Source organism: Conexibacter sp. DBS9H8 (assembly GCF_023330685.1).
Classification (GTDB): domain Bacteria; phylum Actinomycetota; class Thermoleophilia; order Solirubrobacterales; family Solirubrobacteraceae; genus Palsa-465.
In genome coordinates this window covers 1,041,628-1,066,455 of record NZ_CP097128.1, presented here as the reverse complement: position 1 = coordinate 1,066,455, position 24,828 = coordinate 1,041,628, and the positions used below count along the sequence as shown (strand labels likewise).

The following is a 24,828-nucleotide window of genomic DNA, read 5'->3' as shown; positions in this document are numbered from 1 at the left end:
GCCGGATCAGTCGGGACTCGAGCGCATTCCGAGCCGCAGCTGATGGTGACCGCGGCTCCCTACCTGAGACCACTTTTCATTGCCTATGGGTGACCGCACCCCGTTTCCGAGTGCTGCCGCGATCACGCGAGCGCAGACGTTCACACGTGAAGCGTTTCTCCATCCCGGGGAGACCCGTGAGGACGCCCTCGCGCCGGGCACGCCGCGGCGACGGGCCCTCGACGCCGCGTTGATCGAACTCAAGCGCGGCCTCACCGTCCCGTCGCTGGAGTGGCGTCGTGAGTTCTCGCTCCTGCTCGGGCTCGAACGGGTGCTCTCCGAGGATGAGCCCAGGCTTGCCGACGGCACCTCCCTCAACCCCCACCAGGTCGACGCGCTGTCAGGGACGCTGACCGCCCTGCTCGCCCAGGCGGGCACGCCGGCCGCCGCGGCCGCCGCGACCGAATTCGACGACCCGACCGCAGGCGGGCAGACGGCGAGCGCAGGCGGGCAGACGGCGAGCGCAGGCGGGCAGACGGGCCGGGCCGCCCCGCTCAACGTCGGGGTCGCCACTCGCGCCGGGCACGGGGACCCAGATGCCGAAGACGAGGACGCGAAGCCCGAGACCGACGGGACGGACCCCGAGGATGGGGGGACGGACCCCGAGGACGAGGACGAGGACGGAATCGACGACGAGTCCGAGGACGACGACTGGCCGGACGCCGCCGAGGACGACGACGACGAGGACGAGGACGACGAGGACGAGGACGACGACGAGGACGACGAGGACGACGACGACGAGGACGACGAGGACGACGAGGACGAGGACGACGACGACGAGCTCGCAGCCCTCGCCGCCGGGGGTCCCGAGGAGCCCGCCGGTGAGGAGGACCTCGACGACCCGGAGGAGGAGGCCGACGACTACGAGCCCGAGGACTTCTCCGACGACCATGGCGGCCTCGATGAGGACGCGGTCGTCGACGTCGAGGATCCCGGCGCGGACCGCCGCTTCTGGTTCGAACATGCCACCGGGGCGGGCAAGACCGTCGCGGCGATGGGCTTTGTCGAGGCGTCCCGCACCGGCGGGGTGCTGATCCTCACCCACCGGCGCAACCTCGTCGATCAGTTCATCGACGAGATCAAGACCCGCGGCTACCGGGACCGGCTGTGCGCCCCGCTGCTCGTCGGCCAGGACGCAGCCAACGGACCGGTGACCGTCGAGACCTACCAGTGGTTCGTCCGCAACGCCGGCAAGATCTCCGACGCCTACACCGTCGTCATCTGCGATGAGGCCCACACCGCCCTCGGTGAGAAGACCTCGGCCCAGATCCGCTCCTGGGACAAGCCGGTGTGGATCGGGATGACCGCGACGGGCGCCCTGATCGCCCGCCACGTCACCGACCTGTTCCCGACCCAGACCTCGCGCTTTGACCTCGCCCAGGCTGCCCGCCGGGGGGTCATAGCCCCGCTGCGCTGCATCCGCATCCCGCCCGGCCCGGGGGTGCGCACGATCGCCAAGGTTCCGCTGCGCCGCGGGGAGGTCGACACCGAGTTCGACCAGGAGATGCTCGCCGAACTGCTCGACCAGACGCCGTTCAACCTCGCGATCGCCGACCTCTACAAGACGCGGTTCGCGGACATGCCCGGCGTCGTCTACGCCGCCGGGGTCAAGCACGCCTACAACGTCGCCGAGTCGTTCCGGGCACTCGGGATGAAGGCCCAGGCAGTGTCGGGCGAGACGCCCAAACGTGAACTCGCGCGGATCCTCGCCGACTATGAGGCGGGCAAGGTCGACGTCCTCGTCAACGCCCAGCTGCTCGCGGAGGGGTGGAACAGCCCGCGGGCGACGATCTGCATGCACCTCGCCCCGACCGCGTCCAAACGGATCTACCAGCAGCGAGTCGGCCGCGTCACCCGGCGGCACCCGGGCAAGGAGGCCGGCATCGTCATCGACTTCGTCCACCCGGCGACCAAGCATGACGACCCGGTTGTCACCCTCCACTCCCTGCTCGACCGCGACGTCTACCGGGGCGGAGCGATCGTCGTCGGACCGGTCCGGCGCGGCCGAGGCCGGCGAATCCGGGTCGAGCGCCGGGTGCTGCCGGTCACCCCGGATCCGGAGCGGCGCGCCGAGGTGTTCGAGCGGGAGCTGTGGCGGATCGCGGTCGAGCACCTCGACTACGGCGAGCAGCATGTCTGGGCCGCCCTCGCGGGCGCCCGCGTGCAGGTCAACGGCTGGCGGCGAGCCCGGGCGATGCTGCACTTCGACCGCCAGGGCGAGCTGCGCCGGCGCTTCCTGATCAACGCCCTGCAGCGCAACCGGTCCGCGCAGATCCGGATTCGCGCGCTGCAGGAGATCGCCGCCGGCCGGGACGCGGAGGCCTTCGACAGCGCGATCGACCTGATGGGCACCTGGCCCAAGGACGAGCGGCGCGAAGGCGTCAAGATCATGCTGCTCGCCCTCGCCGAGCGCCGGATCGGCCGGCGGGACCAGGCGAACGCCTGGATCTGGCGGATGGCCGAGTACACCCGTGAGGTACACGAGGAGTACGCCGCCCAGCGTTGGCCGGAGACCAAGCGGCTACTCGGCCTGCTCGTCAACTCCTCCGGCTCCGCTCACGCCCGTAACGCCCGCCGCCTCGTCCACGCGACCCGCACCCAGGACCGCCGCCTGGCCGCGGCGCTGCTCGCCGCCGCGCTCGCCCACACCCCGGAGGCGGAGGAGGCCCTTCGCGGTGCCCGCACACGGATGGCCCGCAAGCCGGCCGCACTCGCCCGCGAGCTGTTGCGCAACTTCCCCAAGCAGAACAAGAAGGGATCCAAGCGCCGGCGCAAGGCCCGGAGCGGAGCCAACGGCGTCGCGGCCCCCGTCGCCGCGACGGCCACCCCGACCGGCACTGACGTCGAGGCCGGTCGCGACAGTGCCCGGGTACACGACACCCCCGGCGCCGGCGACCGCGCCGCGGAGACGTCCACGCCGACCGGGGCTGACGCCGAAGGGGTGACCGCGGTCGCGGGCACCCTCGCGGATGGGTCGGCGGACGCACCCACGCGGCGGCGGTCAACGCGGCGGCGCCGGACGACGACCTCGACCTCAGAACCGGCACCGGAGGCCACACCGGCGGGGGGCGAGCCGGTCGCGGCGCCATCCTCCGCGAGCACCGTGCAGGCCGCAGACGCGCCGGCTGCCAAGCCGAAGCGCAGGCGGACGACAGCGACCGCCACCGCGAGCCCGGCCGCCGCGTCCGAGCCTCCGGTCGCGGACTCGCCCACCCCCACGGGAGACGCGGACGCTCCGGCCGCCAAGCCGACCCGCCGGCGGACCAAGACCGCCACCGCGGCCGAACCCGCAACCGCGACGGCCACCACCCCCACGGGAGACGCGGACGCTCCGGCCGCCAAGCCGACCCGCCGGCGGACCAAGACCGCCACCGCGGCCGAACCCGCCGCGACCCCCACCCGCCGTCGCCCGCCCGCCCGCCGCCCGCCCGCCCCCGCAGCCAACGGGAACGGGGACGTCGGCCCCGGGCTCGGACGGCCGGAGCTCGAGCAGACCGTCCTCGACCTCGACGCGGCCTGAGCCCAGCGCGAGATCGGCCCGGTGCCGCGCCGGATCGCCATCATCGGATCGAGCGGGGCGGGGAAAACCTGCCAGCTGATTCGCAGGTGCGCCGCTTTCTCATTTCCGTGACCGAGGCGTCGCGGACCGAGCCGGCCCCCGCCCCGTGACGGCCTTCGGATCCCTCTAGGCTCAGGCTCATGCCTCTCATCCACACCTGTTACCGCATCACCGACATCGACCGGTCCGTCGCCTTCTACGAGCTGCTCGGCTTCAGCGAACTGCGACGCCTCCCGATCGGCGAGGAGGCGATCAACGCGTTCATGGGGATGCCCGGCGACGGCCCGCGACTCGAGCTGACCTACAACATCGACCGCACCGAGCCGTATGAGATCGGCACCGGCTACGGGCACATCGCGATCACCACCGAGGACCTCGACGCGATGCTCGCCGGCCTCGCCGAGGCGGGCGTGAGGCCGGAGAAGCCGCCCTACTCCGTCCGCGAGGGCGGGTCGCGGCTGTGCTTCGTCCGCGACCCCGACGGCTACCGGATCGAGATCATCGAGCGCAGCGCCTGACGCTGGTGGCTCAGGCCCGGTCCCGGTGGACCGGGCCTGAGAGGGGGCGCTTTGCGTCAGCCCTCGGGATCGGGGTCCTGGGGCGTCGGAAAGGTGCCGCCGTCGATCAGCTCGATCCGGTAGCCGTCCGGATCCTGGATGAAGGCGATCCGGTACTCCCTGCGGCCGCCGGGATGAAACGGCGGCTTCTCCGGTGCGATCCCGTCGCGGGCAAGATCGGCGAGCAGCGCGTCGAGGTCGGGCACGGTGAGGGCGATGTGGTTGTAGCCGTCACCCAGGTCGTAGGGCTCGCTACGGCCGAGGTTGACGGTGAGCTCAAGCGTGTCGGGGCCCCCGGGGAGACCGAGGTAGAGGTTGTAGGCCGTCTCGAACTGGAGCCGGCCTCGGTACTCATAGCCGAGGCGCTCGTAGAAGCGCCGGGAACGGGCGGGGTCGAGCACGCGGACGCAGGTGTGGACGTAGGCGGGCGGCATCCTGAAGGGGTCCTTTCCGGTCGGGGTGGCGGGGTTTCAGGTGAGCTCGAGGTGGACCTCGCCGGCGTCGAGGTGGACCTCGGAGCGGTCGGCGGTGTGGACGATCAGGCGCCCGTCGGGGTCGATGCCCGCCGCGGTACCGGTCCCCTGCGTCCAGCGGACGGGGCGGCCGGTGAGCGCGTCCCGGGCCCGGACGGCGGCGATCACCTCCCGGTCGGGCTCGGCGATCCACTGTTCAAGCTCGGCGAGCAGGCGGGTCAGGACCGGCTCGACGTCCGCGGCACTGAGATTGAGGCTCGTCGCGGACCCGGCGAGGTCGGGTCCGAACTGGTCGGGGGCGATCGCGACGTTGAGGCCGACCCCGAGGACGGCCCAGCCCTCCTGGGGGCGGCCCTCCACGAGGATCCCGGCGACCTTGGCGCCGTCGACCCAGACGTCGTTGGGCCACTTCAGCGCGACCGCAGGGGCACCGCAGGCGGTGGCCGTCGCCGCGACGGCGACGCCGGCGGCGAGGGAGAGCAGCGCAGGCGGGTCCCGCAGGATCAGGCTCATCAGCACGCTCGAACCCGGTGGAGCGGTCCAGGTGCGCCCCTGCCGGCCGCGTCCGGCGGTCTGCTCGGTCGCTGTGACGAGGGTGCCGTGCGGTGCGCCGGCGGCCGCGAGGCCGCGGGCGTGGGCGTTGGTGGAGGCGCAACGGCGAAGGTGGACGCGGGGCTGGCCGAGCACGAGGCGAGACTAGCGGGCTCTCACCGGCGGGCTCTCACCGGCGGGCTCTCACCGGCGGGCTCTCACCGGCGGGCTCTCACCGCCGGACTCTCGCGGACGCGGGACGGCGGGCGCGGGACGGGGTGGCCGGTGGCGCGCGGCGCACCGCCACCGTGCCTGGCATGCCAGAGAACGGCGTCCGGGCACCTTTTCCCCGTCCGGTTCGTTCTCACGCTGTGCGCGAATCACGGACGACCGACGAGCGGGACCCACCTCACTCTCAGCTAAAGACGATCTTTCGTCCGCATAAAGCGCTGACGCTCACCCGACCCGCGACCTGAGAGAACTGAAAACGTGAATCTGTCGGAACACCTGCCCCCTCCACCCGCCCGCCCGCGTCGACCGGGGCCGGCCGCCGTCGGACGCCGCTCCGGCGCACGGGCCGCGCGATGGCCCGCCGCGATCACCGGGCGTCTGCTCGCCGTCGCCGTCGTCGCGGCGATTGGCCTCGGCGCCGGCGCGGAGGGCGTGGGCGTCGCCCGGGCCGCAACGCCGCCGATCGTCACCGTCTACCCGACCCCGGGTGACCACTACGAGATGCCCGACACGCAGATCACCTTCCGCGGGATCCCGGCCGCCGAGATCGGGCCGGTGACGGTGATCGGGTCGGTGAGCGGGGTCCACTCCGGCCGGATCGTCGCCGACTCAGACGGGAACGGGGGAAGCTTCATTCCCAACCGCCCGTTCATCCATGACGAGACGGTGACGGTGCGCACCGTCCTCAACATCGCCGGGGCGACCAACGGCAGCTTCAGCTTTCAGATCGAGCATCCCGCGTTCCCGCTCAAGGCCGAGAAGCTCCCCGCCGCCCCGGGCGGGGCCGCGACCCTGCAGAGCTTCCACTCCGAGCCGGGCTTTCATCCGCCCAAGGTCGACGTGACGGTGAACCGGGCGCCCGCTTCGGACGGCGACATCTTCGTCGCCCCCCAGTTCGGGCCGGTCCAGAACGGGCCGATGATCCTCAACCCGCGCGGACAGCTCGTCTGGTACGCCCCGACGCCACTGGCAAGTAATGAGCTGATAACGGACTTCCGGGTCCAGCAGCTCGACAACGCGCCGGTGCTCACCTACTTCGAGGGCACCCAGTCCAACGGGGTCGGCAGCGGCGAGGGGATTATCGACAACACCCACTACCAGCAGATCGCCACCGTTCACGCCGGCAACGGGCTGCCGATGGACCTGCACGCGTTCAGGGTCACCAACGCGGGGGACGCGTGGATCATCGCCGACACGCCACTCTGGCTGCCTGGCGTCCACCGGCCGGTCCTCAACGACTTCATCCAGGAGATCGACATCAAAACCGGGCTCGTCCTGTACCAGTGGGACGCCCTCGACCACCTCAACCCGAACGGCTCCTACCTGTACGGACCGAAGGTGCCCGGCCGCATTCAGGACCCGTTCCACATCAACTCGATCTCCTTTGCCCCGGACGGCGACCCGGTGATCTCGATGCGCAACATGAGCGCGATGTACAAGATCGACCCGACGACGGGCGCGATCCTGTGGGAGCTCGGAGGACGCCACTCGAGCTTCAAGATGGGACCCGGAACGGTCACGGCGTTCCAGCACGACCTCGTCGTCAATCCCGGCGGGGCGCTGACGATCTTCGACGACGGCGCCGGCCCTCCGGTCGTCCACCCCCAGTCGCGCGGGATCGAGATCCGACTCAATGACACGACGATGACCGCCACCCTCGTCCGACAGGTCACGCACACACCCAAGCTGCTCGCCTTCTTCGAGGGCAGCGTGCAGGAGCTTCCCGCCGGACGGTGGTTCGTCGGCTGGGGTGAGCAGCCGTACTTCAGCGAGTACAACGCGCGCGGGCAGATGATCTTCGACGCCCACTTCGCCGCGCCGAGCGGCAGCTACCGCGCCTACCGGTTCGCCTGGTCCGGCCAGCCGCTCACCCCTCCGGCGCTCGCCGTCGGCCAGGTCAAAGGGGTGCCGGTGCTGTGGGCGAGCTGGAACGGCGCGACGGACGTCAACCAGTGGCGGATCCTCGCCGGGCCGAGCCCGACTCGCCTCGCGGAGGTGCGCCGTTTCTCCGACAGCGGCTTTGAGACGGAGATGCGCTCGCCCCGGCCCGGCCCGTACTTCGAGGTCCAGGCCCTCACCGGCGCCGGCGCGGTGCTCGGAACCTCCGCGGTCGCGCACGTCGGCTGAGGCGCCGGGGCGGCGAGGGCTCTCGAGCGGGCGTCGGGCGGCGGCGGCTCAGTGGACGGGCACGAGCCGGAGTTCGGCGCCGGCTCCCGCCTCCAGCAGCGCGTCCGCGCGCCCGCGGTTGACCGCCAGGGCCATCCGACCGGTCGAGTCGCGGTGGAGGACGAGGCGGCCGCGGCCGACGTCGGAGAACGTCTCCCCGTAGCGGCCGAAGCAGCGGCGGGCACCATGCCAGGCACAGAACACCGCGCCGGGCGCCAACCCGAGCGGGGTGAGATCGTCAGGGCGGGCGTAGACGGCGAGGTTGCCGAACCGGTCCACCGCCGTGACGGTCACCGTGAGGCCGTTCCCGTCCCCGTCCCCGTCCGGGACCGGCTCGGGAAGGGAGAGCTCGCAGAGTTCCTCCGGATCGACGGGCACCCCGGCGGTCAGCAGCGTGGCCGGCCCAGCGAGGCCGGCCGCAACCGCGACGAACAGGTCCCGACCGTGGAAGGTGGCCGACACGGGGTCGAGGGCGAGCGGGGAGTCGCGGAGATCGACGGCCGCCTGAACCCCGCCGGCGGACCGGGCCGCCGGGCTGAGGACCCCGTTGTCCGGCCCGACGAGGATGCGCCCGTCACGGGTGCGGAGGGCGACCGGCCGACGGTCCGAGCCGACCCCCGGGTCGATGACCGCGACGTGGATGCCGACCGGGAGGAACGCCAGGCCGTCCTGCAGGGCGAGGGCGCCGGCGAGCACGTCGCCGGGCGGGACCTCATGGCTGAGATCGATCACCCGCGCCTGCGGGCAGAGGAGGGCGATGACACCGTGCAGGACGCCGACGTAGATGTCGGCGTGCCCGAAGTCGGTGAGCAGCGTGATGACCGGCGGGGCCGGGTCAGCTCTGCGCGTCGGCCACGAGCGCACCGATCAGGCCATCCAGGTCGTGTGGGGTCGCCTCGACGTCGACGCTCACCCCTCGTTCGGTGAGGGCGGCCGACGTCGCCGGACCGATGCTCACGCGGCGCCCGGCGACCGGACCGCCCGCATCGAGGTAGTTGCGAGCCGAGGAGGCGGAGGTGAAGGTGAGATAGTCGGCGCCCGCCAGCGCCGTGAGCGTCTCCGGGGTGAGCGGATCGACGACGTTCTCGTAGACGACGGCGACCTCGACGGCCACCCCGCGCGCGGTGAGCGCGTCGGCGAGCACGTCCCGGCCCTCTCTTCCACCGACGATCAACGCCCGGGCGATCGTCAGCGCAGACAGCGCCTCGACCATCCCCTCCGCGATGAACCGATCGGGGATGATGTCGGCGCGGACCCCCCGCTCGGCGAGGGCGCGGGCGGTCCCCGGACCCATCGCGGCGACCCGGAGCCCGGCGAGGGCCCGCGCATCGACCGCGGCGGCCGCGAGGCGCCCAAAGAAGGCGCCCACACCGTTCGCGGAGCTGAACACGATCAGATCGACTCCGGTGAGGTCGGGAACGGGACCGGGAAGCTCGACGATCCGGATCGTCGGTGCCTCGATCACGCGGGCGCCGAGGGCCGCGAGCCGGACCGCAAGGCCGGAGGCCTGGGCGCGGGCCCGGGTGACCGCCACCGTCCGGCCGTGCAGGGGCCGGCGCTCGAACCAGGCGATCTGCTCGCGCATCTGGGCGACCGGGCCGAAGACGGCGATCGCGGGCGCCCCGATCCGCTGCTCACGGGCGACCACCGCGAGGGTGCCGAGGGTGGCCCGTACGGTTCGCTGGGTCGGGAAGGTGCCGCGCTGGACGAGCGCGGCGGGCTCGTCCGGGTCCCGTCCCCCACGGATCAGGCGGGCGGCGATCCCCTCGAGCTGCCGGACGCCCATGTAGACACAGAGCGTCCCGGGGAACGCCGCGAGGGCATCCCAGTCGTGGGCGCTCTCGGTCTTGGCGGGATCCTCGTGGCCGGTGAGGAACGCGACCGAGGAGGCGAGATCGCGGTGGGTGACGGGAATCCCCGCGTAGGCGGGGGCGGCGATGCCGGCGGTCACCCCGGGGACGATCTCAAACTCGATGCCCGCCGCGCGGAGGAGTTCGGCCTCCTCCCCGCCGCGCCCGAACACGAACGGGTCACCGCCCTTGAGCCGGACGACGATCCCGGCGCGGGCGCCGTGCTCGAGCAGCAGCCGGTCCGTCTGCGCCTGGGGGACCTGCTCGCCGCCGCCCTCCTTGCCGACGAAGATCAGCTCGGCGTCCGGCCGCGCACCGTCGAGCGCGCCGTCGGGGATCAGCCGGTCATAGACGATCACGTCGGCGGCGGCGATCAGCTCGAGTGAGCGGCGGGTCATCAGACCGGGATCGCCCGGTCCGGCGCCGACGAGATAGACGGTCATGGGGTCGCCTCCTCCATCCTCGCCGCCCGAGCGAGCAGGTCGCCGGCGCCGACGGCGAGCATCGCCTCGGCGACCGCCCGGGCGGCATCCTCGGGCGTTCCCACCGCGCGGTCGGAGATCCATTCGCTGCCGTCGGGCAGCCCGACCCAGCCGGTCAGCTTGACGTGGGCGAGCCGCCGACGCCCGTCCGAGCCGCCCGAGATCGCGGGGGCGCCCGCGCCGCCCGGACCGATCGCCCGGGCGCCCATCGGCGTGTGACAGGAGGCGCCGAGGGTCTGGGCGAGCGCGCGCTCGGCGGCGAGCTCCATGCCCGCGCCGACATCATGGAGAGCCGGGTGGAACCGGGCACGGGTCGCGGTATCCCCGGCACGGGCCTCAACGACGAGGCTGCCCTGCCCGGGAGCGGGCACGAACTCACCGAGGCGGGCGCCGATCCGGTCCCCCAGGCCGAGCCGGACCAGTCCGGCGGCGGCGAGGATGAGCGCGTCGACCTCACCGGCGTCGAGCTTGGCGAGCCGGGTCGGAACGTTGCCGCGCAGTTCACGGACCTCCAGGTCGGGCCGCAGGGTCCGCAACTGAGCGGCCCGGCGCAGACTCGAGGTGCCAACGCGGGCTCCGGAGGGGACGGCGGCGAGGCTGCCGTAGCCGATCAGGGCGTCGGCCGGATCGACCCGGGTCGGGACCGCGATCAGCGCGAGGCCGTCGGCGAGCTCCCCGGGGACGTCCTTGGCTGAGTGGACGGCGACGTCCACCTCCCCGGCCAGGAGCGCCACCTCGAGCGTCGAGACCCAGCGCGACTTGTCCGACACAGCCTGGCCGCGGTCACCGGCGGTGGTGACCTCGACGATCTCAACGTCGTCCCCGAGCCGGTCGGCGACCCAGCGCGCCTGGACGAGCGCCAGCGCGCTGTTGCGCGTCCCGATCCGGAGGGGCACGGCCGTCGCCTCAGGCCTGGGACAGCTGACGGATCTCGCTGAGATCCGCAACGTCGGCGGCCGCCGATCCGATCGCCCCGTCGTCATCGACGTCAAGGCCGAAGAGATCGCGGACGAGCGCCATCCGGCCGTGGACGCGGTCGTCAAGGAGCTCCTTCATCCGCAGTGTCGGACGGTGCAGAAGCCGGTTGACGACGGCGTGGAGGACCGCGTCGAGGCGCTCCCGATCCCGCTCCGACAGCGACTCCCAACGCCCGTCGTTCTCGGCCAGCACGCCGGCGACGATCTCCTCCGCGTGCTGGCGCAGCGCCGCGATCGTCGGGCGCACCTCCAGCGAGCCGAGCCAGGCGGCGAAGTTCTGGATCTCCTGCTCGACGATCCCCTCGGCCCGGGAGGACTCATCCCGACGCACCCGCCGGGTGCGCCGCACGACCGCCTCGAGGTCGTCGATGTCGAAGCTCGCGACGTTGGCGATCTGACCGCAGTCGGGGTCGATGTCGCGCGGGACGGCGAGGTCGACGAGCAGCAGGGACCGCTCGGGACGCTGGGCCATCACCTCAGCGAGCGCGCGCGCCTCGATCAGGATGTGCGGGGAGGACGTGGCGGTCATCACCACGTCAGCGGCGGCGAGAACCTCGGGCAGCTCGTCGATCCGGACGGCCCGACCGCCGGACCGTTCGGCGAGCGCGATCGCCCGGAGGGCGTGGCGGCCGGCGACGAAGATGAGGGAGGCGCCGCTGCCGCGCAGGGCCCGGGCGCACAGGTCGGCGGTCTCCCCGCTCCCGACGATCACGACCGTCGCACCCTCGAGCGAGCCGAGCGCCTCACGGACGAGGACAACCCCGGCCCCCGGCAGAGAGAGGGCGCCGAGCCCGACCGCGGTTTCTGAGCGGACGCGTTTGCCCGTCGCGAGCGCCGCCTTGAACAGGTGGTTGGTGAGCGGCCCGGTCGCGTCGCGCTCGAGCGCGAACTCATACGCGCGCTTGACCTGACCCTGGATCTCCGCCTCCCCGACGATCATCGAGTCGAGCCCGGCGGTGACCCGGTAGAGCCGGCGGGCGGCGTCACAGTTGCGCTCTGAGTACATCGAGGCGGTCAGCTCGGTCGCCCGGATCCCCGCCTTGCGCGCGAGGGTGGCGAGCACCTGGCTCTCGGCCTCCAGCGCGTCCCCGACGACGAGGTACAGCTCGGTCCGGTTGCAGGTCGAGATCGCGACCGCCTCGTCGATCTGATCGCTGCCGCGCAGCTCGCGCAGCAGCCCGGTGAGCTGCTCCCCGTTGAAGGCGAGACGCTCACGCACCTCCACGGGTGCGGTCTTGTGGGACAGACCGAGCGAGAGCAGCTCGCTCACAACTGGTGCTCCGAGCGGACCGCCTCGGCGTCTGCCTCCCGCGCCGCGACGACCTGCTCGGCGCCCGGCGTCGCCTGACCGGCGCCGGTGATCGCCTGCTCGGCCTCCCGCTCGTCCACGAGGCGCCGCAGCTCGGCGAGCTCACGCTGGTTGCGTCCCAGGCGCACAGCCATGATCGCCACGTAGGTGAAGATCACCGCGAGCACGAAGATGTAGGCGCCGGCAACGAACTTCACCGAGCTGTGGAAGTTGAGGAAATCGGTTCCGGTGGCGATCAGGGACATCGGGTGGGCCTACTTTGTCAGGGGGGTCAGGTCACAGCGGGGCGGCGCTGCGTCCGATCGGGGCGACGTTCTCATCTCCGAGCAGGCGCCGGCGCAGCCGGCGGGTCTGCCCGCGGGTCTCCTTGGCGAGCATCTCGTACTTCATCAGCGTGGCGAACAGCAGCGCGACGGCGAGCAGCATCACGTAGAAGGTGAGGGCCATCGAGCCGGGCAGGTTGCCTCCCTCGAGGTTGAACACCCGTGGGTGCAGGTACTGCACCGACAGCCGCACGACGATGAAGTTGAGCGGCACGAACGCACCACCGACGACCGCGAACACTGCGGCGTAGGTCGCCTGGCGTTCGGGATCCTCGATGCTGAAGCGCAGCGGCTGGTAGGTGCAGAAGAGGAGGATGACGATCAGGTAGGAGACGAGCGTCGGCTCGCTCCACACCCACCAGTGGCCCCATGCGGCCTTCGCCCAGATCGATCCGGCGACGATCCCGCCGATGGAGAAGATGAGCGCCATGTGGATCGCGCAGTAGGAACGCATGTCCCAGACCCGTTTTCCGGTTCGCAGGTACATCAGCCCGAAGATGCCCCCGAGCACGTACCCGCACAGCGACACGATCGCCAGCGGCACGTGGATGTAGAAGATCTTCTGGACGAACCCCTCGTTGAGCTCGATCGGCGCGTAGAAGAAGGTGAGGCTGAGCCCGGCGACGAAGGTGATCAGCGTCGCGATCGTCAGGGGGCGCAGGTGCTTGACGTGAGGGGACATGGTCAGATCTCGGCTCTCGGCGGTGGGGTCAGCCGGGCGGTGTCACTCCTCGAGGAGAAAGTCGAACACGGCGTAGGCGAGGAGCGCCGTGAACACATCATAAAGGGCGAGCACGAGCAGCCACTCGCCGGCGGGATGGTGGGCGCCGTGGACGGGGAGAACCTCCCCCGGGCCGACGGTGTGGACGGCGAGCAGCTTGCCGGTCCCGATCGCGAAGCTGATCAGCGCCGGGATCTGCAGCGGCAGGCCGATGATCGGTCCGATCAGGTCGCGGGCGCGCGTGTGGACGGCGATCGCAGAGACGAGTGTGCCGAGGATCGCGAAGGCGAGGTTGACGAGCAGGAGGAAGACGATCAGGCCCCCGAGCGCGCCGCCGTAGCCGGGCGGAGCGGCAAACAGGCCGAAGGCGGGCACGGCGATGATCTCGAGCACCGTCAGGTAGAGGAACAGCGCCGCCGACTTGGCGAGGAACATCGCGGTGCGGTCGACGGGAGCGAGCAGGAAACCGTCAAAGCCCCCCTGTTCGCGCTCGGCGACGAACAGGCGGTTGGTGCCGAGCACGGCGGCGAACAGGAGGCTGACGGCGAACACCCCGGCCGCAAGCTGGCCGCTCAGGCTGTCCCGTTGCAGGCCGAAGTGGAAGATGACGAACGTCGCGACGGTGAAGATCGCCATCGCCGGGACCGTCTCGAGGGTCCGCAGCTCCACGGTGAGGTCCTTGCGCAGGATCGCCCAGGCAACCCTCACCGGTACAACCCCCGGATCGTCTCGGAGTCGATGCCGCTCGGCGGACCGAGGTAGGCCGCCCGACCCTGAGCGATCGCGAGCACGAGGTCAACCTCCGCGAGCGCGGCCTCGGGATCGTGACTGGTGAGCACCCGAGTGACCCCGCTGGAACGGCCGATCAGTGGCTCGATCAGGTCACTTGCGGCCGGGTCGAGGTTCGACTTCGGTTCGTCGAGAAGCAGCAGCTCCGGGCGGTGCAGCACCGCCCGGGCGACCGCGAGACGCTGGACCATCCCCCGGCTGCAGGAGCGCACCGGGTCATCGCCGCGCCGGGCCATGCCGACGGCGGCGAGGACCTCCTCGACCCGGTCGGCCCCGACTCCGTGCAGCCGGGCGTGGTAGGTGAGGTTCTCCCGGCCGCTCAGCTCCCGGTAGAGCAGCGGTTCGTGGCTGAGCAGGCCGATCCGCCCGCGCACCGCCCACCCGTCCGCGGGCAGGTCCCGCCCGAAGATGGCGACCCGACCGGCGTGGGGGCGCAGCAGCGTCGCGAGGATCCGCAGCAGGGTCGACTTCCCCGCGCCGTTGCGGCCGAGCACGGCGAGGCTCGTCCCGGCGGGCACGCTCAGGCTGAGCCCCGACAGCACGGTCCGCTCGCCGAAGTTGCGGACGAGGCCGTCCAGTTCGATCGCGGCGGTCATCGCGCCGGCGAGGTTATTCCCACCGCGGCGACCGACGCGGCTAGGGTGCAGTCATGCAACAGGTCAATGTCTTGCTGGACGACGGACCGGCGGAGGAGCTGGCGCTGATGGCCGAGCGGCTGAGCACGGACCCGGCTCTGCTCGCGCGGGTGCTGCTGAGCGACGCGATCGCGCTTGAGCGGTCCCGGGAGGAGTCGCGCCAGAACCAGCCCGCCGAGCACTGGGAGGAGTTCCAGCACGGCCTCACCAACGACTCGGTTCCGCTCGGACGCTACGCGGAGACGATCTAGACCGCTGAGGGGCCCCCGGGCCACCGCCCGGCGGCTCAGAGCACCGGGACCGAGCGCTGCGCGGCGGCGATCAGGTCGCGGACGCCCGCGACGTCCCCGGCGCGCAGCAGCGCGATCGGGTCCGGGTCGCCGTTGACGATCGACTCGAAGAACTCCTTGCGGTCCTGATAGGTCGGCAGCGTGCCCTTCGCCCAGCCGCGCACGTCATTGAGCATCACCGCGAGGTCGGCGTAGGGCTCGCCGAACAGCTCGGCGATCTCCCGCTTCATCCGCTTGGCGAGTGCGGGGCTTGCGCCGGCGGTGGAGATCGCGACGGCGAGCGGCCCGGTGCGGACGACGGCGGGCAGGATGAAGTTGCACAGCGGCGGCACGTCGACGACGTTGACGAGCATCGCCCGCGCCTCCGCGTCGTTGAACACGCCGATGTTGACGTCCGTGTCGTCGGTCGCGGCGATCGCGATCAGGTGCCCGTCGAGGTCGGCCGTCTCATAGGGCCGCTGCAGGAAGTCGATCGACCCCTCCGCGGCGAGCTGCTCGAGCGCGGGCACCGCTCGCGGGGCCACCAGGGTGACGTCGGCGTCACAGGCGAGCAGGCCCTCGACCTTCTCAAGCCCGACATCTCCGCCGCCGACGACAAGGCAGCGGCGTCCCTTGAGCTTGAGGCAGGCCATGTAGAACGGGGTTTCGAGCATGTCGCGGACACAGGACTGGTCGCAGATTCCCTTGCGGTACTGACAGACGCATTCCTTGCCGGCGTAGGCCTGTGCGGGCATGCCCATAAGCGTAGCCGCCCCCGTCCTCCGGAGCGCATCGGGGTCGGGCGCGTGGGTGGGGGGACCGGGGCCGGGCGCGCGGGCGGGAAGTCCGGGGCCGGGCGCTAGGGTGAACAGCCGTGGACGAGCAGCTGAGCCTCGGCACCCCAGGCGGCACCCCAGGCGGCACCCCAGGCGGCACCGCAGAACCGGCGCCCGCCGCCCCGCTTGCCGAGCGGATGCGCCCCCGCCACCTTGATGAGGTCGTCGGCCAGCCCCAGCTGACCGGCCCCGGCGCTCCGCTGCGGGTCGCCCTCGAGCGCGGCACGCCGGTGTCGATGGTCCTGTGGGGACCGCCCGGCACCGGCAAGACGACGATCGCCCGCTGTGTCGCCGGGTCCGTCGATGCCGCGTTCGAGCAGCTCAACGCGGTGACGGACGGAATCCGTGAGCTGCGGGCGGTGATCGAGCGGGCGGGCGAGCGCCGCCGCGGTGGCCGGAGCACGCTCCTGTTCATCGATGAGATCGCCCGCTGGAACCGGGCCCAGCAGGACGCGCTGCTCCCCTACGTGGAGGACGGGACGGTGCTGCTCGTCGGGGCGACGACGGAGAACCCCGGCTTCGAGCTCAACCGGGCCCTTGTCTCCCGGGTCCAGATCCACGTCGTCGCCCCGCTGTCGGAGGCCGACCTGGGCGAGCTCGCCGACCGGGCCCTCCGCGACCCTGAACGCGGGGTCGGCCACCCGACCAACCCCTACCGCCTCAGCCCCGAGGCGCGCGAGCACCTCCTGCTCGTCGCCAACGGGGACGCGCGGCGCCTGCTGGGAATCATCGAATCCGCCGTCACCCTCAGCCCCGGCGGCGGCATGCTCGAACAGACGACGGTCGAGCGGGCCGCCGGGCGGCGGGCGGTCAGCTACGACAAGGGCGCAGACGAGCACTACGCGGTCACCAGCGCGTTCATCAAGTCGATCCGCGGCTCAGACCCTGACGCCGCGCTCTACTGGCTCGCGCGGATGGAGGCCGGCGGGGAGCCGCCCGAGTTCGTCGCCCGGCGCCTTGTCATCTCGGCCTCAGAGGAGGTCGGCGTCGCCGCCTCCGGCGCGCTCGCGGTCGCCGTCGCCGGGATGCAGGCGGTCGCGCTCGTCGGTCCGCCCGAGTGCTGGATCACCCTCGCACACGTGACCGCCTACCTCGCCCGCGCGCCCAAGAGCTGGGCCGCCTACCAGGGGCTCGCGGCGGCTCGCAGGCTCGTCACCGACCGCCCCCACTACCCGGTCCCCTCCCACCTGCGCAATCCGAGCACTGTGCTGGACCGCCGGCTCGGGCACGGCGACGGGTACATCCACGCATCCCAGCCGGGGGCGGAGGCGATGGTCTTCCTACCGCCCGAGCTCTACGGCACCCGGATCTACACGCCGTCGGGCAGCGGCCAGGACCACCCCGACCCGCCGGCCGCCTGAGCGGCCCCGCCGGCCGCCTGAGCGGCACCGCCGGCCCCGAAACGCCGACGGGGCCCGCCCCCAGAGGGAGACGGACCCCGCGGTCACATCCTTGTGCGGCTGAGGGCCGATCAGGCGAGCGAGGCGCGCAGCGCGGCGAGCGCGTCTGACTTGCTGAGCGTCGCCAGCGCCCGGGACTCGAACTCCGAGGCCTCCCGAGGCGTGATGCCGAGCTCCGCGCAGGTCTGACGGATCGTCCGCGGCTCATCGCCACCGAGGCCGAAGCGCAGGCGCAGCACCTGCTGCTCCATGCTCGGCAGCTGACCGACGAGCTCAGCGACCTGAGCGTCGCGCCAGTTGTCGGCGACGACCTCATCGGGCTCGGGCGCGTCGGAGTTGAGCAGGTCGCCCAACGCCATCTCACCGTCGTCTCCGATCGGCTGGTCGAGGGACGCCAGCCCCATCGACAGCTCACGAACCTCGGTCACCTGCTCGATCGGCAGCTCGGCGACGAGCGCGATCTCCTCGTCGGTCGGCTCACGCCCGAGCTTGAGGTTGAGCTCACCCTCGACCTTGCGCACCTTCACCTGACGCTGGGCGACGTGCACGGGCAGACGGATCGTCCGACCCGAGTTCTGCAGCCCGCGCTGGATCGCCTGGCGGATCCACAGAGTCCCGTAGGTGGAGAACTTGAACCCCTTGCGGTAGTCGAACTTCTCGACGGCGCGGATGAGGCCGAGCATCCCCTCCTGGACGAGGTCCTCGAGCGGAAGCCCGTGGCCCTGGTAACGGCGGGCCTGGGCGACCACCAGACGGAGGTTCGCGTTGATCATCTGGGCCTTGGCATCAAGGTCGCCCCGTTCGATCCGCTGCGCCAGCTGGATCTCCTCGGCGGCGGTCAACAGATGGTGGGTGCGGGCCTCACGGTAAAAGAGCTCGAGTGACTCCATCGACCCGTCCGCCAGCGGCAGCGCGGCGCGGGTCCGCGTCGGACGCGGAGTCGTGGTGTGGGAACGGCGGTGGGACGAGTCGGTGCGCGGCTTGGCCGCAGCCGAATTCGCGCCGCGAGAGCGTCGCGTCGTCGTTGCTTCCTTGTCTGAGTGCTCACCGCGGGCGCGGCTGAGTGTCGTCTTCGTATCCGTTTTGGGGCTCCAGTCGTTCTCTTGTTTGATGATGATCGAAATATACGCCTGCGGAAGGTTTCTGTCAAGTGAAGTGATACGTAAGAGTCCACTTCATCTGTCGCGGGGCCATCCCGCAGCGACCGGGCCCCAAGCGCCCAGCCGTGCTCACTTCTCCACATACCCAACGGAATCCTGCTCCTCAGGGTTTCGCCTGGGGCTTCCGCCTCCATCGGAGACCTACCCGATTTGGCTGCAGAGAACTCCTGATATGGCGGCCGGGGCGAAACCCGGCTGGAGGTCAGGCGTGCGCGCGAACGCTCGCCCGGACACCATTATCGGCATCCGCGAGCACACAGTCAAGTAGCCCGGGAAACCGGGTCTCGACGTCACGCTGTCGCAGTGATATCAGACGCTGGACTCCGTCGCGCCGGGTCCGGGTCACGCCTGCGTCGCGAAGAACCTTCAGGTGGTGGGTGAGCGTGGACTTGCAGACCGGCACCGCAATGGCGCCGCAGGGCCGCTCGCTCCCGTCACTGAGCGTCCGCACGATCTCGAGCCGCACCGGGTCCGAGAGCGCGTGCAGGACAGTTGGGAGGCTGAGTTGATCGATCGCCGGGTGGGCGATGTCCCTCATGCCTGAAGGAGGGCCGTCTCACACATCTCGAGACTCGATGATAGGACGGCCGGCGGCCCTCAACCGCCGAGCAGGGCCCGGACGCGCTCATGCAGGATCCCGTTCGTCGCCAGGCCGCTGCCGGCACCCGGGCCGGGCTCCCCGGCGAGACTCGTGAAACGGCCGCCGGCCTCCTCCACGATCAGCGCCGGCGCGGCGAGATCCCACAGCGTCGCCTCTGGGTCGGTGGCGATCTCAAAGGCGCCCTCGGCGACGAGCATGTACTGCCAGACGTCCCCGATCCCCCGGGTCCGCCAGCACGAGCGCGCGAGCGCGAGCGCCGCGTCCCCCCGCCCGACCGCGTCCCAGTCCTCGATCCCCGACCATCCCATCTGCGCGTCGGCGAGGTCGGCCACCGCGCTCACCCCGACGCGGGTGACGCGGGGGCTGACTGCCGGTTGCGCCCCCGCGACGGGCGCCGCCGTCACCGCGGCGTAGGCGCCACCACCCCGGGTCGCCCACCAGCGCCGCCCGACCGCCGGCATCGAGACGACGGCGACCGTGCTGTGGCCGTCGACCTGCAGGGCGATCAGGGTCGACCAGGTCGGGACCCCGCGGACGTAGCTCTTGGTCCCGTCGATCGGGTCGACGATCCAGCGCCGGCGGTTCGTCGCCTCCTCCGCGCCGAACTCCTCGCCGACGACGGCGTCCTCGGGGGCGACCTCACGCAGGTGCTCGCGGATCGCCAGCTCGGCCGCCTTGTCGGACTCCGACACGGGCGTCAGGTCCGGCTTGGTCTCCACCGCGAGGTCGGAGGCGCCGAAGCGGCCGACGGTGATCGCGTCGGCGAGGTCGGCGAGGGTGAGGGCGAGGCTGAGATCGTCGCTGTGCTCGGGGGCGCCATATCCATTCACGGCGGGCGATCCTAGTGGATCGGGACGACACCGCCGGGCGCGGGGCAGCCGACCGACCGGCGGGGCGGAAGGACCGACGCCGACCGGGGCGGACCGAGGGCGCCGAGGCCCCTGCGGACCGGCCCGTGACGCCCGGGGCAGGCGCTAGCCTGCCACGCCATGGTCGACCTCACAGCCGAGAGCGCGGAGGTCCTCGCGACCCTGATCCGGCACAACACCGTCAACCCGCCCGGGAACGAGCGCGCCGCGATCGAGTATCTCGACGCCTACCTCACCGCCGCCGGCTTCCGCACCGTGCAGCTCGCCGCCGAGCCCGAGCGACCGAACCTCGTCGCCACCCTCGCCGCCGAGGGCGATGCCGGGGGTCCGGTGCTCGGCCTGCTCTCCCACGTCGACACCGTCCTCGCCAACCCGGAGGAGTGGCGACGAGACCCGTGGTCGGGAGAGATCGACGAGCACGGCTACCTGTGGGGCCGGGGCGCCCTCGACATGAAATCCCAGACCGCCGCGGAGGTCGTCGCCGCCGCGACACTGGCCCGGGAGGGCTGGCGGCCCGCCCGCGGCGCCCTCCGGGTGATCGTCGTCTCCGACGAGGAGACCGGCGGGGAGATCGGGGCCCGCTGGATCTGTGAGAACCACCCGGACGCCGTCCGCTGTGACTATCTGCTCAACGAGGGCGCCGGGGCGACCTTCGAGCTCGGCGGCCGGCGCCGCTACGGGGTCTGCTGCGGGGAGAAGGGCATCTTCCGCTTCCTGCTCACCGCCCGGGGCCGAGCCGGGCACGCCTCCCTGCCCCGCAACGGGGAGAACGCGCTGCTCAAGCTCGCCCCCGTCCTCACCCGCCTCGGCGCCGCCCAGCCGAGCTACCGACTCACCGAACCGCCCCGCGAACTGCTCGCCGCCCTCACCGGCCTCGACGCCGCCCAGATCGATGAGACCACCGCCGCCGCCGCGGTCGCCGCCCTCACCCACGAGCACCCCGACCTGCCCGCCCTGCTGGAGCCGATGCTCGGGGTGACGCTCGCGCCAACGATGGCCCACGCCTCCGACAAGATCAACGTGATCCCGTCCCGGGCGACGCTGAAGGTCGACTGCCGGGTGCCGCCCGGGCTCGGGGAGGAGGCCGCGCTGGCCGCCCTCCATGAGGTCCTCGGCGACAGCGCCGACCTCGTCGAGATCAGCTTCACCGAGCAGGTGTACGGCTACCTCTCCCCCGTCCACTCGCCGCTGATGGAGACGATCGAACGGTGGCTCGCCGCCGAGGATCCCGAGGCGAGCACCGTCCCGGTGCTCCTGCCCGGCTACAGCGACTCCTCCTGGTTCCGCCGCGCCTTCCCCGACCTGATCGCCTACGGCTTCTTTCCCCACCGCCACATGCCGATCACCGAGGTCGCCCCGCTCGTGCACTCCGCCGACGAGCGCATTGACGTGCGCGACCTCACCTACGCGACGCGGTTCTTCATCGCCGCCGCCCGGGACCTGCTCGGCTGATGGCAACCCCGGACACGGGGACCGCCACCCCCCGGCTGGACCCCGCGACCTTCCGCCTGCCGGTCGCGCGGATCCGTGAGGGCTACTACTCAGACGCCTACTTCGTCCACACCAAGACGCTGCTGGAGGCCGAGAACCACCATCCGCACGTGACGATGCAGGTGTTCCAGAAGCGCCCGCAGGCGTGGCTCGGCGGCATCGACGAGGCGATCGCGATCCTCAAGCTGTGTGCGGGCCACCACGGCTCCGACGGGGAGTGGGTGGAGGCCTGGCCGCAGCTGTCGGTCGCCGCGCTCGCCGAAGGCGACCCGATCAGCGCCCATGAGCCGGTCCTGAGCATCGAGGGGGACTACGCCGAGTTCGCCCACCTCGAGACCGTCTTCCTCGGCACCCTCGCCCGCCGCTCACTGATCATGGCCAACGTGCGGGCCGTCGTCGACGCCGCCGCGGGCAAGCCGATCTTCTACTTCCCCGCCCGCCACGACCACTGGCTCGTTCAGACCGGCGACGGCTGGGCCGCCCACGTCGCCGGGGCGATCGGCGTCTCGACCGACGCCCAGGCCTCGTGGTGGGGCGGGACGGGGATCGGCACCGTCCCCCACGGCCTGATCGCCGCCTACGGCGGGGATACGGTCGCCGCCGCCCGCGCCTTTGCCCGCCGCTTCCACGGGCAGATGAACATCACCGTGCTCGTCGACTGGGAGAACGACAGCGTCCGTACCGCCGTCGCGGTCGCCGACGCGCTCGGCCCCGACCTGTGGGGCGTCCGCCTCGACACCTCCGAGCAGCTCGTCGACCGCTCCCTGTTCGAGCAGATGGGCGACGGGGACCCGCGCGGAGTCAACCCCCAGCTCGTCGCGAATGTCCGCCACGCGCTCGACCGTGCCGGGCACGCCCACGTCAGGATCGTCGCCTCCGGTGGGTTCGACGCGGAACGGATAGACCGGTTCGAAGCCGCCGGCGTCCCCGTCGACGCCTACGGGGTCGGCTCGAGCCTGATCCGGGGCCGCAACGACTTCACCGCCGACGTCGTCCGCCTCGACGGCCGCCCGTGCGCGAAGGCCGGCCGCCGCTGGCGCCCCAACCCGCGCCTGAGGCCGGTGACCTGACACCGGCCTCACCGGTGCCGGCCCGGTGGCCGGCACCGGTGCCGGCACGCCCGGTGCAGTAACTTGGCGGCCAATGCTGACCTTGATCGATCACGTCGGCGTCGCGGTCGAGGAGATCGACGCCGCCCTCGCCTTCTACACCGATGTTCTCAAGCTCGAGCTCGTGCACCGGGAGACGGTGACCGAACAGGGGGTTGAGGCGGCGCTGCTCGACGTCGGGGACGGGCACGTCGAGCTGATCGCGCCGCTCGGTCCCGACACGGGGGTGGCGAAGTTCCTCGCCAAGCGCGGCCCCGGCCTCCACCACGTCGCCTACCGGGTGGCGGACATCGACGCGACGCTCGCGACGCTCGCGGCCGCCGGCACGCGGCTGATCGACGCGACGCCGCGCACGGGGATCCGCCGCTCGCGGGTCGCCTTCCTGCACCCCGCCTCCAGCGGCGGCGTGCTCACCGAGATCGTCCAACCCGCGGAGGACCATTAGATGAGTGACTCAGACAGCCCGGTGCGGATCAGCCTCGGCTTCACCGGCGGCCAGGTGCTGCCCGCCCGGGTCCGCCCCGCCGAACTGGCGCGCCTGCGGGAGCTGCTCGGCAAGAACGGCGGCTGGCACGAGCTCGCCGCGGAGGGCGGCACCGTCGTCCTCGACCTCACCCGCATCGACTACCTGCAGATCGAACACGACGACCATCGGGTCGGGTTCTGAGCGGACTGGACACGCAGCTGCTGCGCGTGCTCCGCACGCGCGGGCACACCCCCGGCCGCGACCGGGCCGTCGGCGCCTACTCGGCCCTCGGTGAGCACGCCCTCGGCTGGATCGCGCTCGGGCTCGCGGGCGGGCGGCTGTCGGCCGACCCGGCGCGGGCCCAGGCCTGGCGGCGGGGGGCTGGCACAGTCGTGGCGGCCTACCTCGCCAACCAGGCCCTGAAGCGAGTCGTCGCCCGGCCGCGCCCGCAGCTGGCGGACCTGCCGCCGCTCACCCACACGATGTCGCAGCTGTCCTTCCCGAGCGCGCACTCGACGACCTCGTTCGCGGCCGCGCGCGTCTACGGCGGCCTTGCGCCCGCCGGCGCGCTCTACGGGGTGGCGGGAACGCTCGCCCTCAGCCGGCTCTACCTCGGGGTGCACTACCCGAGTGACGTGCTCGCCGGGGCGGCGCTCGGCAGCCTGATCGGGGAACTGGGACGCCGATGAGCATGAAGGTCGGAATCGTCGGGATGCCCAACGCGGGCAAGTCCTCGCTGTTCTCGGCGCTCACCGGGGCGGCGGCGGAGGCGGCGAACTACCCGTTCACGACGATCGAGCCGAACGTCGCGATCGTCGGGGTGGAGGATGACCGGATGCGCCAGGTCGCGGCGACCGTCGCGGCCTCCGAGCTCGTCTGGGACACGATCGCCTTCCATGACATCGCCGGGCTCGTCGCCGGGGCGCACAAGGGGGAGGGGCTCGGCAACCAGTTCCTCGCCAACATCCGGGAGACCGACGCGATCGTCCACGTCGTCCGCGCGCACACGGACGCGTCGATCATCCACTCGGAGGGGAGCGTCGACCCGCTGCGGGACATCTCGACGATTGAGACCGAGCTCATCTACGCCGACCTCGAGCAGGCCGAACGGCGAATCGAGCGGGTCGTCCGCCAGGCCCGCGGCGGGGACAAGGCGGCGATCGCCGAGCACGCCTGGCTCGAGCGGGTGATCGCCGCGCTCGGGGCGGGGCAGCCGGTGCGCAGCGTGCCGGTGCCCGATGAGGCCGCCGACGCGGCGGTCCGGCTCGGGTCGCTCACCGCCAAGCCGGTCCTGTTCGTCGTCAACGTCGATGAGGGTGACGCCGAGGTGCCGGGCGCGATCGCCGCCCACGCCGCCGCGCAGGGCGCCCGGGCGGTCGCCGTCTCGGCCCGCCTCGAGAAGGAGCTCGGCGAGCTCGAGCCGGACGAGGCGGCGGCGATGCGGGCCGACCTCGGGCTCGCCGAGTCGGGCCTCGCGACCGTCGTCCGCGGCGCCTTCGACCTGCTCGAGCTGATCAGCTTCTTCACCGCCGGGGAGGCCAAGCCCGCCCAGTCCTGGCACCTACGCCGCGGGCTGAGCGCCTGGCACGCTGCCGGCCAGATCCACTCCGACATCCAGAAGGGGTTCGTCCGTGCCGAGGTGGTCGGCTGGGACCGGCTCGTCGAGTTCGGCGGGTATGCGGGCGCCCGGGACCATGGGGCCCTGCGGCTCGAGGGCCGCGACTACGTGATGGCCGACGGTGACGTGATCACCGTGAAGTTCACGCCCTGAGCGGGCGCGGTGGCGGCGGGCCGGGGCGCGGCGGCGGGCCGGGGCGCGGCGGCGAGCCGGGGCGCGGCGGCGAGCCGGGGCGCGGCGGCGAGCTGGGGCGCGGCGGCGAGCTGGGGCGCGGCGGCGAGCTGGGGCGCGGCGGCGGACCGGGGCACGGCGGCACCTCTGGACCCGGCCCAACCGTGGAGGGAGTGCACAGATTCGTCAATACGAC

At 72.2% G+C, this 24,828-nt stretch carries 26 protein-coding genes; 11 read left to right on the top strand and 15 right to left on the bottom strand.

Annotated elements, in window-relative coordinates; translation table 11 throughout:
* Positions 1 to 85: 85 nt before the first annotated feature.
* Positions 86 to 3,559: a DEAD/DEAH box helicase gene (locus tag M3M55_RS05010; protein WP_249011732.1), complete on the top strand. Its 3,474-nt coding sequence runs from the start codon at positions 86 to 88 to the stop codon at positions 3,557 to 3,559.
* Between the two features lie 179 nt (positions 3,560 to 3,738).
* Positions 3,739 to 4,116, top strand: a complete 378-nt coding sequence (locus M3M55_RS05005) for a VOC family protein (RefSeq protein ID WP_249011731.1) — start codon at positions 3,739 to 3,741, stop codon at positions 4,114 to 4,116.
* Positions 4,117 to 4,172: 56 nt separating this feature from the next.
* Here the strand turns inward: M3M55_RS05005 and M3M55_RS05000 are convergent, their stop codons facing one another.
* Together M3M55_RS05000 and M3M55_RS04995 are read right to left on the bottom strand one after the other, a co-directional pair.
* Positions 4,173 to 4,589, bottom strand: coding sequence for a VOC family protein (locus M3M55_RS05000; RefSeq protein ID WP_249011730.1), 417 nt, complete (start codon positions 4,587 to 4,589; stop codon positions 4,173 to 4,175).
* A 36-nt stretch (positions 4,590 to 4,625) separates the two neighbouring features.
* Complete coding sequence (locus tag M3M55_RS04995) at positions 4,626 to 5,315, bottom strand: biotin--[acetyl-CoA-carboxylase] ligase (protein WP_249011729.1); 690 nt, start codon at positions 5,313 to 5,315, stop codon at positions 4,626 to 4,628.
* Between the two features lie 333 nt (positions 5,316 to 5,648).
* Here M3M55_RS04995 and M3M55_RS04990 point away from each other — a divergent pair, with 333 nt between their 5' ends.
* Complete coding sequence (locus tag M3M55_RS04990; RefSeq protein ID WP_249011728.1) at positions 5,649 to 7,517, top strand: arylsulfotransferase family protein; 1,869 nt, start codon at positions 5,649 to 5,651, stop codon at positions 7,515 to 7,517.
* A 48-nt stretch (positions 7,518 to 7,565) separates the two neighbouring features.
* Here the strand turns inward: M3M55_RS04990 and M3M55_RS04985 are convergent, their stop codons facing one another.
* The 8 genes from M3M55_RS04985 to M3M55_RS04950 are packed head-to-tail and all read right to left on the bottom strand — an operon-like array spanning position 7,566 to position 14,603.
* Positions 7,566 to 8,420 (bottom strand): S-adenosyl-l-methionine hydroxide adenosyltransferase family protein, encoded by an 855-nt coding sequence (locus M3M55_RS04985; protein WP_249011727.1) that lies wholly within the window; start codon positions 8,418 to 8,420, stop codon positions 7,566 to 7,568.
* Positions 8,392 to 9,849 (bottom strand): uroporphyrinogen-III C-methyltransferase, encoded by a 1,458-nt coding sequence (gene cobA / locus M3M55_RS04980; protein ID WP_249011726.1) that lies wholly within the window; start codon positions 9,847 to 9,849, stop codon positions 8,392 to 8,394. Before cobA ends, M3M55_RS04985 begins: the two co-directional genes overlap by 29 nt.
* Positions 9,846 to 10,784: a hydroxymethylbilane synthase gene (gene hemC / locus M3M55_RS04975; RefSeq protein ID WP_249011725.1), complete on the bottom strand. Its 939-nt coding sequence runs from the start codon at positions 10,782 to 10,784 to the stop codon at positions 9,846 to 9,848. The genes cobA and hemC overlap by 4 nt, the downstream gene beginning before the upstream one ends.
* Positions 10,785 to 10,794: 10 nt before the next feature.
* Positions 10,795 to 12,135 carry a glutamyl-tRNA reductase gene (hemA, locus tag M3M55_RS04970; protein WP_249011724.1) on the bottom strand — a complete coding sequence of 447 codons (1,341 nt, stop codon included), beginning with the start codon at positions 12,133 to 12,135 and terminating at the stop codon, positions 10,795 to 10,797.
* Positions 12,132 to 12,419, bottom strand: coding sequence for a hypothetical protein (locus M3M55_RS04965; protein WP_249011723.1), 288 nt, complete (start codon positions 12,417 to 12,419; stop codon positions 12,132 to 12,134). The genes hemA and M3M55_RS04965 overlap by 4 nt, the downstream gene beginning before the upstream one ends.
* 31 nt (positions 12,420 to 12,450) lie before the next feature.
* On the bottom strand, positions 12,451 to 13,179 hold the full coding sequence (locus M3M55_RS04960) for a cytochrome c biogenesis protein (protein ID WP_249011722.1): 729 nt from the start codon (positions 13,177 to 13,179) through the stop codon (positions 12,451 to 12,453).
* Positions 13,180 to 13,221: 42 nt separating this feature from the next.
* Positions 13,222 to 13,926 carry a heme exporter protein CcmB gene (locus M3M55_RS04955; RefSeq protein ID WP_249011721.1) on the bottom strand — a complete coding sequence of 235 codons (705 nt, stop codon included), beginning with the start codon at positions 13,924 to 13,926 and terminating at the stop codon, positions 13,222 to 13,224.
* Complete coding sequence (locus M3M55_RS04950; protein WP_249011720.1) at positions 13,923 to 14,603, bottom strand: ABC transporter ATP-binding protein; 681 nt, start codon at positions 14,601 to 14,603, stop codon at positions 13,923 to 13,925. The genes M3M55_RS04955 and M3M55_RS04950 overlap by 4 nt, the downstream gene beginning before the upstream one ends.
* A gap of 53 nt (positions 14,604 to 14,656) precedes the next feature.
* On the opposite strand from M3M55_RS04950, the gene M3M55_RS04945 reads away from it, so the two are divergent.
* Complete coding sequence (locus tag M3M55_RS04945) at positions 14,657 to 14,893, top strand: hypothetical protein (RefSeq protein WP_249011719.1); 237 nt, start codon at positions 14,657 to 14,659, stop codon at positions 14,891 to 14,893.
* Positions 14,894 to 14,928: 35 nt separating this feature from the next.
* Here the strand turns inward: M3M55_RS04945 and M3M55_RS04940 are convergent, their stop codons facing one another.
* Positions 14,929 to 15,666 carry a bifunctional precorrin-2 dehydrogenase/sirohydrochlorin ferrochelatase gene (locus M3M55_RS04940; RefSeq protein ID WP_249011718.1) on the bottom strand — a complete coding sequence of 246 codons (738 nt, stop codon included), beginning with the start codon at positions 15,664 to 15,666 and terminating at the stop codon, positions 14,929 to 14,931.
* Positions 15,667 to 15,785: 119 nt separating this feature from the next.
* Here M3M55_RS04940 and M3M55_RS04935 point away from each other — a divergent pair, with 119 nt between their 5' ends.
* Complete coding sequence (locus tag M3M55_RS04935; RefSeq protein WP_249011717.1) at positions 15,786 to 17,108, top strand: replication-associated recombination protein A; 1,323 nt, start codon at positions 15,786 to 15,788, stop codon at positions 17,106 to 17,108.
* Between the two features lie 110 nt (positions 17,109 to 17,218).
* On the opposite strand, the gene M3M55_RS04930 is transcribed toward M3M55_RS04935, so the two are convergent.
* The 3 genes from M3M55_RS04930 to M3M55_RS04920 all read right to left on the bottom strand — a co-directional run bounded on the left by M3M55_RS04930 (position 17,219) and on the right by M3M55_RS04920 (position 19,738).
* Positions 17,219 to 18,037, bottom strand: a complete 819-nt coding sequence (locus M3M55_RS04930) for an RNA polymerase sigma factor RpoD/SigA (protein ID WP_249011716.1) — start codon at positions 18,035 to 18,037, stop codon at positions 17,219 to 17,221.
* A gap of 472 nt (positions 18,038 to 18,509) precedes the next feature.
* A complete protein-coding gene (locus M3M55_RS04925) occupies positions 18,510 to 18,845 on the bottom strand; it encodes a helix-turn-helix transcriptional regulator (RefSeq protein ID WP_249011715.1) in 336 nt (111 codons plus the stop codon).
* A gap of 59 nt (positions 18,846 to 18,904) precedes the next feature.
* On the bottom strand, positions 18,905 to 19,738 hold the full coding sequence (locus M3M55_RS04920; RefSeq protein WP_249011714.1) for an inositol monophosphatase family protein: 834 nt from the start codon (positions 19,736 to 19,738) through the stop codon (positions 18,905 to 18,907).
* Between the two features lie 159 nt (positions 19,739 to 19,897).
* Here M3M55_RS04920 and M3M55_RS04915 point away from each other — a divergent pair, with 159 nt between their 5' ends.
* From M3M55_RS04915 to ychF, 6 genes are all read left to right on the top strand, one after another.
* Positions 19,898 to 21,229: a M20/M25/M40 family metallo-hydrolase gene (locus M3M55_RS04915; protein ID WP_249011713.1), complete on the top strand. Its 1,332-nt coding sequence runs from the start codon at positions 19,898 to 19,900 to the stop codon at positions 21,227 to 21,229.
* Positions 21,229 to 22,338, top strand: a complete 1,110-nt coding sequence (locus tag M3M55_RS04910; protein ID WP_249011712.1) for a quinolinate phosphoribosyl transferase — start codon at positions 21,229 to 21,231, stop codon at positions 22,336 to 22,338. Before M3M55_RS04915 ends, M3M55_RS04910 begins: the two co-directional genes overlap by 1 nt.
* A 73-nt stretch (positions 22,339 to 22,411) precedes the next feature.
* Positions 22,412 to 22,822 carry a methylmalonyl-CoA epimerase gene (mce, locus tag M3M55_RS04905; protein WP_249011711.1) on the top strand — a complete coding sequence of 137 codons (411 nt, stop codon included), beginning with the start codon at positions 22,412 to 22,414 and terminating at the stop codon, positions 22,820 to 22,822.
* Positions 22,823 to 23,044 (top strand): hypothetical protein, encoded by a 222-nt coding sequence (locus M3M55_RS04900; protein WP_249011710.1) that lies wholly within the window; start codon positions 22,823 to 22,825, stop codon positions 23,042 to 23,044.
* A gap of 26 nt (positions 23,045 to 23,070) precedes the next feature.
* On the top strand, positions 23,071 to 23,532 hold the full coding sequence (locus M3M55_RS04895) for a phosphatase PAP2 family protein (protein ID WP_249011709.1): 462 nt from the start codon (positions 23,071 to 23,073) through the stop codon (positions 23,530 to 23,532).
* A 2-nt stretch (positions 23,533 to 23,534) separates the two neighbouring features.
* Positions 23,535 to 24,614, top strand: a complete 1,080-nt coding sequence (ychF, locus tag M3M55_RS04890; RefSeq protein WP_371878801.1) for a redox-regulated ATPase YchF — start codon at positions 23,535 to 23,537, stop codon at positions 24,612 to 24,614.
* Here the strand turns inward: ychF and M3M55_RS04885 are convergent.
* On the bottom strand, positions 24,566 to 24,769 hold the full coding sequence (locus tag M3M55_RS04885; RefSeq protein ID WP_249011707.1) for a hypothetical protein: 204 nt from the start codon (positions 24,767 to 24,769) through the stop codon (positions 24,566 to 24,568). The genes ychF and M3M55_RS04885 overlap by 49 nt on opposite strands.
* Positions 24,770 to 24,828: the final 59 nt, after the last annotated feature.

Coding starts and splice junctions, on each gene's coding strand:
- M3M55_RS05010 (WP_249011732.1), top strand. CDS start 86: ATGGGTGACCGCACCCCGTTTCCGAGTGCTGCCGCGATCACGCGAGCG.
- M3M55_RS05005 (WP_249011731.1), top strand. CDS start 3,739: ATGCCTCTCATCCACACCTGTTACCGCATCACCGACATCGACCGGTCC.
- M3M55_RS05000 (WP_249011730.1), bottom strand. CDS start 4,589: ATGCCGCCCGCCTACGTCCACACCTGCGTCCGCGTGCTCGACCCCGCC.
- cobA (WP_249011726.1), bottom strand. CDS start 9,849: ATGACCGTCTATCTCGTCGGCGCCGGACCGGGCGATCCCGGTCTGATG.
- M3M55_RS04965 (WP_249011723.1), bottom strand. CDS start 12,419: ATGTCCCTGATCGCCACCGGAACCGATTTCCTCAACTTCCACAGCTCG.
- M3M55_RS04960 (WP_249011722.1), bottom strand. CDS start 13,179: ATGTCCCCTCACGTCAAGCACCTGCGCCCCCTGACGATCGCGACGCTG.
- M3M55_RS04950 (WP_249011720.1), bottom strand. CDS start 14,603: ATGACCGCCGCGATCGAACTGGACGGCCTCGTCCGCAACTTCGGCGAG.
- M3M55_RS04945 (WP_249011719.1), top strand. CDS start 14,657: ATGCAACAGGTCAATGTCTTGCTGGACGACGGACCGGCGGAGGAGCTG.
- M3M55_RS04940 (WP_249011718.1), bottom strand. CDS start 15,666: ATGCCCGCACAGGCCTACGCCGGCAAGGAATGCGTCTGTCAGTACCGC.
- M3M55_RS04930 (WP_249011716.1), bottom strand. CDS start 18,037: ATGGAGTCACTCGAGCTCTTTTACCGTGAGGCCCGCACCCACCATCTG.
- M3M55_RS04925 (WP_249011715.1), bottom strand. CDS start 18,845: ATGAGGGACATCGCCCACCCGGCGATCGATCAACTCAGCCTCCCAACT.
- M3M55_RS04915 (WP_249011713.1), top strand. CDS start 19,898: ATGGTCGACCTCACAGCCGAGAGCGCGGAGGTCCTCGCGACCCTGATC.
- M3M55_RS04910 (WP_249011712.1), top strand. CDS start 21,229: ATGGCAACCCCGGACACGGGGACCGCCACCCCCCGGCTGGACCCCGCG.
- mce (WP_249011711.1), top strand. CDS start 22,412: ATGCTGACCTTGATCGATCACGTCGGCGTCGCGGTCGAGGAGATCGAC.
- M3M55_RS04900 (WP_249011710.1), top strand. CDS start 22,823: ATGAGTGACTCAGACAGCCCGGTGCGGATCAGCCTCGGCTTCACCGGC.
- ychF (WP_371878801.1), top strand. CDS start 23,535: ATGAAGGTCGGAATCGTCGGGATGCCCAACGCGGGCAAGTCCTCGCTG.